This window comes from Streptomyces sp. NPDC006261 (assembly GCF_040613515.1).
Lineage (GTDB): Bacteria > Actinomycetota > Actinomycetes > Streptomycetales > Streptomycetaceae > Streptomyces.
The window spans coordinates 1-10008 of sequence record NZ_JBEXSI010000111.1; the positions used below are offsets into that span (position 1 = coordinate 1).

The 10008-nt window shown below is 68.5% G+C and carries 8 protein-coding genes and 4 pseudogenes; 6 read left to right on the top strand and 6 right to left on the bottom strand.

The genetic code is table 11. The features are described from left to right. Window positions 1–484: 484 nt before the first annotated feature. Window positions 485–1447, bottom strand: a pseudogene (locus ABZ154_RS34035) (IS481 family transposase). Window positions 1448–1568: 121 nt separating this feature from the next. Between ABZ154_RS34035 and ABZ154_RS34040 the strand changes: the two are divergent. Both ABZ154_RS34040 and ABZ154_RS34045 read left to right on the top strand, forming a co-directional pair. Continuing rightward, a complete protein-coding gene (locus tag ABZ154_RS34040; protein WP_017568687.1) occupies window positions 1569–2036 on the top strand; it encodes a nuclear transport factor 2 family protein in 468 nt (155 codons plus the stop codon). Between the two features lie 133 nt (window positions 2037–2169). Beyond that, on the top strand, window positions 2170–2724 hold the full coding sequence (locus ABZ154_RS34045) for a helix-turn-helix domain-containing protein (RefSeq protein ID WP_356838258.1): 555 nt from the start codon (window positions 2170–2172) through the stop codon (window positions 2722–2724). Between the two features lie 675 nt (window positions 2725–3399). Here ABZ154_RS34045 and ABZ154_RS34050 read toward each other — a convergent pair. Both ABZ154_RS34050 and ABZ154_RS34055 read right to left on the bottom strand, forming a co-directional pair. Further along, the gene (locus ABZ154_RS34050; RefSeq protein ID WP_356838260.1) at window positions 3400–3861 is read right to left on the bottom strand and encodes an IS3 family transposase; all 462 of its coding nucleotides are present in this window, start codon (window positions 3859–3861) and stop codon (window positions 3400–3402) included. 67 nt (window positions 3862–3928) lie between these two features. Next, a pseudogene (locus ABZ154_RS34055) lies at window positions 3929–4114 on the bottom strand (transposase); the annotation flags it as partial. Window positions 4115–4213: 99 nt separating this feature from the next. On the opposite strand from ABZ154_RS34055, the pseudogene ABZ154_RS34060 reads away from it, so the two are divergent. Next, window positions 4214–4515 (top strand): annotated as a pseudogene (locus ABZ154_RS34060) (transposase family protein); the annotation flags it as partial. A gap of 97 nt (window positions 4516–4612) precedes the next feature. Here ABZ154_RS34060 and ABZ154_RS34065 read toward each other — a convergent pair. Beyond that, on the bottom strand, window positions 4613–4888 hold the full coding sequence (locus ABZ154_RS34065) for a hypothetical protein (protein WP_356838261.1): 276 nt from the start codon (window positions 4886–4888) through the stop codon (window positions 4613–4615). Window positions 4889–5046: 158 nt separating this feature from the next. Here ABZ154_RS34065 and ABZ154_RS34070 point away from each other — a divergent pair. Beyond that, window positions 5047–5193, top strand: a pseudogene (locus tag ABZ154_RS34070) (helicase); the annotation flags it as partial. Window positions 5194–5374: 181 nt separating this feature from the next. On the opposite strand, the gene ABZ154_RS34075 reads toward ABZ154_RS34070, so the two are convergent. Further along, the gene (locus ABZ154_RS34075; protein WP_356838263.1) at window positions 5375–5785 is read right to left on the bottom strand and encodes an Imm10 family immunity protein; all 411 of its coding nucleotides are present in this window, start codon (window positions 5783–5785) and stop codon (window positions 5375–5377) included. Between the two features lie 696 nt (window positions 5786–6481). Here ABZ154_RS34075 and ABZ154_RS34080 point away from each other — a divergent pair. Continuing rightward, a complete protein-coding gene (locus ABZ154_RS34080) occupies window positions 6482–7582 on the top strand; it encodes a M23 family metallopeptidase (RefSeq protein ID WP_356838264.1) in 1101 nt (366 codons plus the stop codon). Between the two features lie 987 nt (window positions 7583–8569). On the opposite strand, the gene ABZ154_RS34085 is transcribed toward ABZ154_RS34080, so the two are convergent. Then, entirely contained in the window at window positions 8570–9178 is a 609-nt protein-coding gene (locus tag ABZ154_RS34085; RefSeq protein ID WP_356838266.1) for an ABATE domain-containing protein, read from the bottom strand. 93 nt (window positions 9179–9271) lie between these two features. Between ABZ154_RS34085 and ABZ154_RS34090 the strand changes: the two genes are divergently transcribed. Then, on the top strand, window positions 9272–10008 hold a 737-nt coding region (locus tag ABZ154_RS34090; RefSeq protein WP_356838267.1), incomplete at its 3' end, for an MBL fold metallo-hydrolase.

The window sequence follows — 10008 nt, forward strand, 5'->3', positions numbered from 1 at the left end:
ACGGCAGGCTGCCACAGCACGCGGTCACAGGCCCGGGGATATCAACTGAGGCCCAGTCCCTGGGAAGAAGCCCCGACTTGCGGGACAGCCCTTAGATTCCGGATCATGAGCCCGCGGATACCTTTCGATCGCTTCGGCGATGGGACGGGAATGGGAGAAGCTCTCACCGAAGAAGGCCAGGAAAGAGCGTGGCACCCCAGTATTCAGAGACCCCGGAGAATAGCCCTGAGAGGCATTGCGCATGGGGGCGGTTGGCATCAGATGTGTCAGCCATGATGGTCACGCTTGTTCCTGGTCACGCTGCCTGGCCGTCGCGCTCATGGCTGTCACGAGGTGACCAGGCTGCTGTCGTTGGGTGCCAGTCCCGAAGTCCGCAGGTTGGCATGGAGGTGCCCGTATACACGGGGTCCGCTACGGTGGCTCTGGCCGTCGTCGAGCTCGGCTTCCGGGCCCAGGCCCATGCCGGCGGGTGTGAGTGGGCGCGTCAGGTGTACTGACCCGTGAGGTTGGGGACGCGGCTGGCTGGTGGTTGGCCCTTGAGCGCGATTGTGTCCGCGGTGGTGACTGTAGGTGTGGAGCCACTGCGGGTAGGCGTCGCGTCGTTCGGCCTCGGTGCGGTAGGGCCTGGCGTAGGCCCATTCGTCGAGCAGGGTCCTGTTGAACCGCTCGACCGCTCGACCTTGCCGTTCGCCTGGGGCCGGTAGGGGCGCGTGGGCTTGTGTGAGACGCCCTGTGCCGCAAGGGAGTTGCGGCACAGATGTGACGTGTAGCAGGAGCCGTTGTCGGTCAGGACCCGCTGGACGGTGATCCCGCATGAGGTGAAGTAGGCGTGCGCGCGCTGCCAGAATCCGACGGCGGTTTCCTTCTTCTCGTGGGCGAGGATCTCGCTGTAGGCGAGGCGGGAGTGGTCGTCGACCGCGTTGTGCAGGAAGCTCATGCCGGCCTTCGCGCGGTTCTTGCGGCCTGCTTGCCGGCCGAGGACTTTGTGGCCGCCGCCGTCGGGGATGTTCCCGGGTTTCTTGACGTCGACGTGGACCAGGTCGCCGGGGGCGGTGTGTTCGTAGCGGCGGATGACCCGGCCGGCGGCCCGGTCCAGGTTGGTCAGGCCGGCGAGCCGGTAGCGGGTCAGGACGCGGTGCACGGTGGCCGGGTTCAGCCCGAGGAGGTAGGCGATGCGGGCTGGTGCCCACCGGCGCAGGACGCGGATCTCGATGATCCGCCGCTCGGTGCGGGTCGGGGTCCGCCGCGGGCTGTGGTGCGGGCGGGAGGAGCGGTCGGTCATCCCGGCCTCGCCCGCCTGGCGGTAGCGGTCGGCCCACCGTTTGGCAGTGGCCGGTGATACCTGGAAGCGTTCGGCGGCCCGCCGAAGCGGCCACCCGTCGTCGACGACGCAGCGGGCCAGGAGCAGGCGGCCGGTCTCGGCCGGAGGTGCAGCACGGTGGGGCATGAGGGCCTTCTGTCGGACTACTGACGTCTGTCCTGGCTGGGCCGTGACGGCCCTCACCCTTGCTCCTCGGAGGTCTCTCCGGCACGTTTGTTATTGTTCAACCACTAACAGAGGAGTATTCATGAGCGTCAACCCGACCCGCGAGCTCACCCCCGCACAGCACGCCCTGGCAGAGCACCTTCGGCTGGTGTCGTCCGGCCAGATCGACGAGTGGATCGAGCTGTACGCCGCGGACGGCACGGTCGAGTTCCCCTTCGCCCCCGCCGGTGTGCCTACCCTGGTGCAGGGACGCGAGGCGCTGATCGCCCACATGCGCGGCTTCCCGCAGACCTTCGACGTGAAGTTCGTCGACGTGAAGTTCATCGAGACGGCCAACCCCCGGACCGCGGTCGCCGAATACCGCTCGGAGGGAATCGCCCTCAGCACCGGCAAGCCGTACGAGCAGACAGTCATCACGGTGATCCGCCTCGACGAGGCGGGCCTGGTCGAGCAGTTCGTCGACTACTGGAATCCTCTCGTGGTCATCGAGGCCATGACCCCCGACGAGGCGGCCAGCGGCCAAGACGTGTCGTGGCCCTCGGAGCGTTGATCCCGGTTCGACGGGGTGAGACGGGTCACCCACCCGTCTTGCCCCGTCGCACCCTGTTCCACTCCGCAGTGAGAGACTGGGAGACATGCCCGCCCCTGGCTCCAGAGTGAAGAGCGATCAACGCCGTCGAGTCGTGCTGGACGCTGCCGTGGCCTGCTTTGCGCGCAAGGGTTACTACGGCACGACCACTGGTGAGATCGCCGAACGGGCCGAAATCTCTCAGCCCTACGTCTACCGCCTGTTCGCCAGCAAGGAGACGTTGTTCGCCGGTGCCATCCTCCACGTGTCCGAGCTGATCTCGGATGCTCTGACCGGCGCCGAAGCCGGCGCCGATGAGGCCGGGCCGCACCGGCAGCCGGAGGCGGTGATGCGTGCGATCCGGTCCGCCTACAGCACCCTGATCGAGGACCGGGACGTCATGCGGTTTCTCATGCAGGCCAGTTGCGCAGCCGACGAGCCGCTCGTGGCGGAGGCGTTGCGCACGTGCTATGCCAGGCAGGTCGAACTCGTCAGTGAGCTCCTGAACCACGACGACGCTGCGGTCCGGCACTGGTTCGGCGCCGGTATGCTCGAAAATGTCACGCTGACCCTCGGCCTGGCCGACGTCGACGAGCCCTGGGCGCGGACCCTCAGCGGACAACGGTCTCGTTCGGACGGCGGTAGCTTCGCCCACCGGGAGTCGCCGTAGCTTCCGCCGAAAAACAGGCGGCTATGTAGGCAGCCGGCCAGGCCGTCCCACCTCCTTGAAACTGGGACGCCGTCCGAACGGTGCCGACGTCGATCGACACTGCCCAGGTCAGGACCGTCCCAGAAGTTGTGCCACAAGTGCGTCCCGGATTAGTACTCCAGTCTGGTTTCGCGATCTTGTCGCGGACCCGGCTGGGAACGGGTGCAGCCGCCGCGTGATCATCGGGGGTTGTGTGGACTCCTGAAGATCGTGCGGTGGCCGCGGGCCATAGCGTAGACCCTGCTCCCTGGCGGACGATGTTCGACCAGGTCATGGCCCGGATCGCGGGCCGCTTCGGGCGAGTTGAGCCGCGGGCCGCGGCCCGTGCCTACCTGCTCGGGCTACTGTCGAACGTCGAACGCAAGCGGCCCGGCCCCAGCCCGATGCAGGCCGGTGACGGGCCGGATCGGGGGGCACCCCTGGCGCAAGTTCATGGACGACGAGGAGACGCCGGTCCTGGTACTCGTCGCGCCCGGGGTGCCGCCGAGGCAGGCGCACCGATGTCCGTCCGGCCTTGCGGGCCCAGCCGAAGCGGTGTTCCGGTTCACCCCCAGCTCACGCGCCACCACGGTCACATTTCCTTTGGCATCCAGCCCTGCAAGGAAACACTCCCTCAATCCCGCAAGATCATCACCTTCAACGGCCACGGTCCTCGCAACTCCCACATATCGCGGGTGTTGCGAGGACTGTCAGAACCCAAGGTCTCTTGGGACGCTCGGCGTGGAAGTCGCGGCCGATCAGGTCCGGGGCCGGCTTCCCCTTCGCATCCGGCCGGGTCAACGAGCGCCGCTCGCGGCGGGTGACGCCGCGGATGTCGTGCTCGCGCAGGGCGCGGGCGATGCGCTTGCGGTTCACTCGCCGTCCCAGACGCCGCCGCTCGGCGTGGATGCGCGGGCCCCCGTAGGTCTTGCGGGAAGCGATGTGCAGCGCGGTGATCTCGTGCGCGAGCGCATCGTCGGCCGCCTGGCGAGCCTGGCGAGCGGCCTCGCCCTCGCGCCAGGCGTAGTAGGAGGAGCGGGTCACGTGCAGCGTCCGGCACAGCAGCACGACCGGATAGTTCACCTTCTCCGCGTGGATCAACCGGCACAACGCGGTCACCGGTTGAATCCAAGGTCGCTTTTTTCAGCATCTCGATCACCCGCTGCTGCTCGCGGTTCGCCTTGCGCAGCCGGCGCGGTTCGTCGCGCTCGGCGCTGGTCAGCTCGCCCGGGGTGCCCTCGCCCCGGTCGGCTTTGGCCCGGCGGTACCAGCCGCGCAAGGACTCCGAGCTGATGCCGAGTTCCCGGGCGACCGCGGTGACCGGCTTACCAGAGGAGTCGACGAGCGCGATCGCGTCCCGCTTGAACTCTGCGGTGTACCGCTTCGTCTACTTGCTTCCCACCTGGCACTACTTCCTTCGGAACCTCAGGTCCCAGTCTCCAGGTGTCCACGATCAAGGGAATGCTTCACCGAGCAGTCGAAGAACTATCGCTACTCCACCAGCCATCAGGTGGTGATCGACGCCGGCACCCGCCTTGTCCCGGTGGTCGGCAAGCCTCTGCCGGGCGATCCCGACGACTCTCAGCCCGGGCTGAGTCCGCCGCGAAGGCCGCCATCGGCAACACGGTGGCGGTCGCCGATGGCCGCTACCCGGGCACAGGGCTAAGGACGCCGCACCGCCGCCGCCCCGGCGAGGAACTGCCCGACTGAGAGCAAATCCACAGCAAGGCCCATGGGCAGGCCCAAGCCCGCGTCGAGCACTACTTCGAGAAACCCTCCGTGAGCACGGGTCGCTGCCGCCGGAGCCTGGCGCTGGCCGGGATAAGTTCACGCAACGCTCAGCAGAAGGGCAGAGGCGCGTGGTAGCGCCTCATGGGGTATCTCCGGACCAGTCCCACCGGTTACGTTCACCGGGGCGCGGAGCGTACAGGGCGCGGCCGCCGACGCCGTACTGTCCGGCCTCGGTCATCAACGCGGCGCCGGTCTGGAGCTCCTGCGCCGTCCAGCCGGTGATGTCGAGCAGCATCCCGTCCAGCGGCCCGCCGACCAGATCGGCGTAGTCCCGGCCTGGCACCGCCCCCGGCCTGGAGTGATCATGGTCCTGCCCGTAGACCCGGCCCCGCGGCAACTCGTCATCCCTGTCCATGTGTCCCAGCTTTCCAGCTGCCACCGACAAGCGCGGGCTAATCGGGGGTTACGCGCCGCTGGTGGGAAGCATTGCCCGGGTCAGGTGCACAGTCGCGAGAGCCGGCCGCCGACCTGCTGCTCAGGCACGTACTGGTTCTGGCGTTGGCGCTCGGCCTGCTGAACGAGCGCCGACGCGCGGAGGGGCTGCCGGTTCAGTCTTCGGCCGGGGCACGGTCGGAGTCATGTTGTGAGCAGGTGGAGGGCATCACCCCGGCCTGGCCGGTGACATGGCAACGCGGCTTCCATCTCGTGCGGACACACCTCGGCCTCCGGCACGATGCTCGTAGCCGGAGGTCATCTCGGCGACACGGTCGGCCGGTCCGCATAGCGGGGCGCCGACGCTCACGTACTCCGCACAGATGGCGCTGCGGCTTCAGGGGCTTTCCCACCCGGTGGCGCCGCCCGATAGCGCTGGCGCGAACAAAACGGACACCCGTGTGGCCGGTCAGATGCCTACACGGATAGGCACTGCGTCCGTACGCCCGTATCCGAGTACCTGAGCGAGGACTTTCCGGAACTGCCCGATGTCTTCGGCCGGCGCTTCGATGACGGCCTCGATCTCGCGGTCGGTCAGCCGCAGGTCTTCCAGTGCTTCGGGGGCGAGCGAGATGCGGAGGACGTCGTCCGTCAAGACAGCTTCCCGCACACAGCCGTATGCGGTGCCCTGCCCGGCCGTGACCAGGCAGTGTGTGTCCATCCCGAGGGCGACCTCCTGGTCATCGGGCTCCTTTTCTCCCGCCATGAACATCAGGATGAAGCCGCTTCCATCCTCACCCTCGGCAAGAGCGGCTTCGGTGAAGTAGCCGTCAGGGTCGACCTCAGTCCTGGCGGCGCGGGCAGTGAATCGATATGTCATGACGGGGTTCTATCAGTGTGCCCAGCCGCGATGCGAGGCAGGGACGAGCGCGACGTTGCACCCGTCACCCTGAAGTGGTGACCGCGACGCCACGAGGGCAACGACGGGGCGTCTACGGGCGGCGCATCGCCGACGCCGGTGACACGGTCCTGTGCCACACGAACCTCGACCCACGGTCCGTCGGCACCTTTTCGGCAGCGACGCTTCGGCAGGAGCGAACAGAATCTGTACGCCGCCCATGTCCAAGGCTGTCCGTCCGTCTTCAGAGGCTCGACTGCCCACGAAAGACAATGCCGTCGCCGTCTGCCCGAAGCTCAGAGCCACCCGCGGCACTTGGCCAGGCTTTCACCATCCAGGCGATGCCCTCATCCACGGTCTACTCGACTCGGTTGTCTGGCCCCACTGCCTCACGGAACCCCCTGCCATAGCCCCACAACGGTGCCCATGCCGAGACAGGCGCCAGCGGACCGCCAGATGTATCTCCAGCGGAGCGCAGCGCGCCGTGGGCCGGGCGACAACTTTCCTTATCAAGTTGCGACTTGCTATGTCCGGACGGTGCACACTCGCGTTAAACTACGCGCATAGATCTTGATGTGGACATGCCATTCGATCCCGCATTGCGTCCACCGTGGTGGCGATCCACCATGGTCCGGCCTCCGCCGGGACGCCAGGCCTCTTGCCCAGAAGGGACACCCCGTGCTCTCCAGACTCTCCGCGAGGACCACGTTGGCCGCCATCATGGCCATCGGCCTGCTCGCCACCGCACCCGTGGCCGAGGCCTACCAGGACTCGGCCGCGGCCCCTACCGGAGTGCCAGCAAGATCCACCCAGTCGCCGTCACCCCACGTCAGCGTGAAGATGCCACCGTCGGTCGCCGAACATCTGGGCGCCGGTCGACAAGCACTGATAGACGTGGTCTCCGAGGACGTTCTCTCCCGGTCCCACGACGCCAAGGGACTCGCCCCTGGAGCCGCCGTCAGCAAACTCGCCGAACAGGGCCGCAAGGTCGTCGTCGATGTCCGCACCGTCTCCGCCGACTGGGCTCGCGGAGTCGCGTACGTCGAGGCGCCCCACACCCACCACGGCGACCCGGAAGGCTGGCTCTACATCGCTCACCGTAAGGACGGGCGATGGGTCTCAGGCCTTGAAGGCGACCGCGAATTCGCCGACCACGTGGCCAAGTCCCCGCTGGTCGGCAAGACGGAACGGCGAATCATGACAGCGTACGCTCAACGCGAGACGACCCCGCAGAAGCAGGCACAGTCCCTGGGAACCAGCGCCAACACCGACGGGTTGCTCCTGCCATGGATGCCTGACTACTACATGACCCTCACCGGTGGGGCACACTCCCACAGCGGCTCGACCGGCTACTGGAGCAGTCTCGACTTCGCCGGAGGTAACGCCAGCGGCCGGGTCCGTTCCTCCCGCGAGGGAACAGCCACCTCGATGTGTGGCGCCGGGGGCGGCTGGACCAGAGTCATCCACCCCGGCGGCTTCTCGACGGACTATTACCACATGTCGAACAGCACCTATTACAACGGAACAGCAATCGCCCGCAGCGCGCTGCTCGGGACCATCGGCACCGACACCTGTGCAGGCGGTTCCGCGACCGGCGCCCACGTGCACTGGAGCCTGCGCACGTACGACGCCAACTACAACGGCCAGTACACCTGGCTCAACGGCCGCACCATCGGCGGCTGGGTCTGGTGGAACGGCTCCAGCCAGTACACCGGCTGCGCCACCCGCTCCGGCGTCACCGCCTGTCCCGGAACGGCGATCTACAACCGCATCAGCTGACCGCCTACCTACCCGTGACGCCGGTCCGGCCCCACCCCGAAGCACAAGTCACGCGGTCAGGGCCTCACCGGACGGGTGATGCACAGCCCGGTCCGCGAGGTCGGAAGCAACACATGGTGCCGACGGACCCGCGCCGCTCCCACTCCCCGATACGTTTTTCGCGGTCCTGCAAGAGGACCGCTGGCCGCCGGACCCGGCATGACGCCGACAAGCCGCCCGCCCGTCCGCATTCCTGGCAGGGAGAGCAGTCGGGCGGGCTCCCGTGGAGCCGGCATACGGTTGTCGGCGGCGACGGCGTGTGTTTGCGGGTGCCGCACAGTGTTCGGTGGGCGTCGACGGGGCGGCTCCAGCCCGTCTCTTCGACGGCTTCCCGCCGTTCGTCGGTGAACTTCGTCCCGCAGCTGGTGCAGGCGGGTCGGCGAACTCCGCGCTGGGCCGCCTCTCCCTGCTTCGACGGCCTTCTCCGCGTCCTGCTCCTGGGCCGCCTGCCGTACCCGCGCCTGCTGCTCCTCGTGGCGGGCCCTGTCCGCCGCCTCCAGTCGGTGTCGGCTGCTCGCGGCGGGGGTTGCCGATCGCGTCCGGGAGAAGCTGGGGGTGGTCGCGGTCGTCCCTTCACTGCCCCGGCATGCCCGGTGTGCTGATCCGAGCGAGCCGCGTGCAGAAGCACCTCCTGTCCGCGATCTGACGGCGGCAGGTAGCGAGGACGGTCAAGGGAAACGTGGCGTACCCGTCTGGGCCCGTCTGGGCTGCCACCTGGGCAAGGGAGTGTGACGGCTGCTGACAGTCGGCGTACGACCGGAGGAATCCCGCACGTGACGAGTGTGTGGTCGAACGTAGTTGGCGAGCCCATCGCCGTTCCCGTCACTGAGGGTCAGAGTCGGCTGACCGGCGAGTGCCCACGTGTCGGTCGGCAACCGGAAGCAGCCTGCTGAGGTGTTGTTCGTGCGGCCGCGGGGCGGTCCGCAGGAGGGCCCTGGGGGGTGTACGTCAGTCAGAGGCGCCGCTGCGCCGGGCGTAGGCGCGGGCGGCGCGGGCACGGTCGCCGCAGCGTGTGGAGCACCAGTGGCGCCGGCCGTGGGTGCGCAGGAGGAACCGGTCACACGGGGCTGATCCGCAGGAAGCGAGGATGTCGGCGTCGGGGCCGGTGAGCAGGTCGGCGGCGTCGGCGGCGAGGGTCGCCAGTGCGTGGCTGACGGCCTGGTCGGTGGGGTGCGCCTGGATGCGGCGCAGCCCCCGGGCCCCGTCCCAGGCGAGGAGGGGGGCGGTGGGCACGGCCGTGAGGGCCTCGTTCACGGCGCGCAGGGACTTCTCGGGCGGCGTGGTGGTGTCGACGCGGGCGGCGAACAGGGCGCGGATGTGTGCGCGCAGCGTGCTCATCCGCTGTGCGCACACCTCGTACAGCTGCACGTCTGGGGTGGTGAGGTCGTGGGCGGCGAGCCAGCGCATGGCGGATTCCGGGGCGGCGAGCAGGTCGTAGCTCTGGCCGGCGGGCAGGGTGGCGGCGGTGTCGGCGAAGCCCAGGGAGCGGTACCGGTCGGCACCCGGTGCCGGGGGCAGAGCGGTCGGTGCCACGTCGGCGGCCAGGGTGTCGTCCATACCTCTCATGGTAGCGCTTGCGTTTTTCCGTGACACCTGCCTAGCCTGGAATCACGCTAACCGCAGCTTTTTTTCGTGAGAAACGGAGATGTGATGTCCCAGCTCAACGCCAACCAGTTCCCGGTCCGCACGTTCGGCGGTCCGACCGCCCTGTTCGAGTACGGCGGCCTGCGCTTCCTGACCGACCCGACCTTCGACGGCCCCGGCGACTACACCTCGCCCGGTGGCCCGACCCTGACCAAGACGGCCCCCTCCACCACTACCCCTGCCGACCTCGGCCCCATCGACGTGGTCCTGCTCTCCCACGACGAGCACGCCGACAACCTCGACACCTCCGGCCGCGCCCTGCTCGCCGACGTCCCCCTCACCCTCACCACACCCGGCGGAGGCGAGCGCCTCGAGGCGAAGGCCAAGGGCCTGGCCGACTGGGAGTCGACCGAGCTGGAGCGCCCGGGCGGCGGCACCATCACTGTGACCGGAGTCCCTGCCATCCACGGGCCCGGAGCACGTGAGGAGATCGAGCCCTTCGCCGGCCAGGTCGTCGGGTTCGTCCTGACGGGCGAGGGCCTGCCGACGGTCTACGTCAGCGGCGACAACGCCTCGCTCGACGCGGTCAGGGAGATCGCCGACCGCTTCGCCCCGATCGACACCGCCCTCCTGTTCGCCGGAGCACCCCGCTTCCCCATGCTCTTCGACGGCAACCTCATCGTCCTGGACAGCGCCCAGGCCGCCGAGGCCACCCGGATTCTTGACGCCCGTCGCGTCGTCCCCGTCCACCACGACAGCTGGGCCCACTTCACCGAAGGCCGCGAGGAGCTGGAGGCAGCCTT

Coding starts and splice junctions, on each gene's coding strand:
- ABZ154_RS34040 (WP_017568687.1), top strand. CDS start 1,569: ATGAGCGTCAACCCGACCCGCGAGCTCACCCCCGCACAGCACGCCCTG.
- ABZ154_RS34065 (WP_356838261.1), bottom strand. CDS start 4,888: ATGGACAGGGATGACGAGTTGCCGCGGGGCCGGGTCTACGGGCAGGAC.
- ABZ154_RS34075 (WP_356838263.1), bottom strand. CDS start 5,785: ATGACATATCGATTCACTGCCCGCGCCGCCAGGACTGAGGTCGACCCT.
- ABZ154_RS34085 (WP_356838266.1), bottom strand. CDS start 9,178: ATGGACGACACCCTGGCCGCCGACGTGGCACCGACCGCTCTGCCCCCG.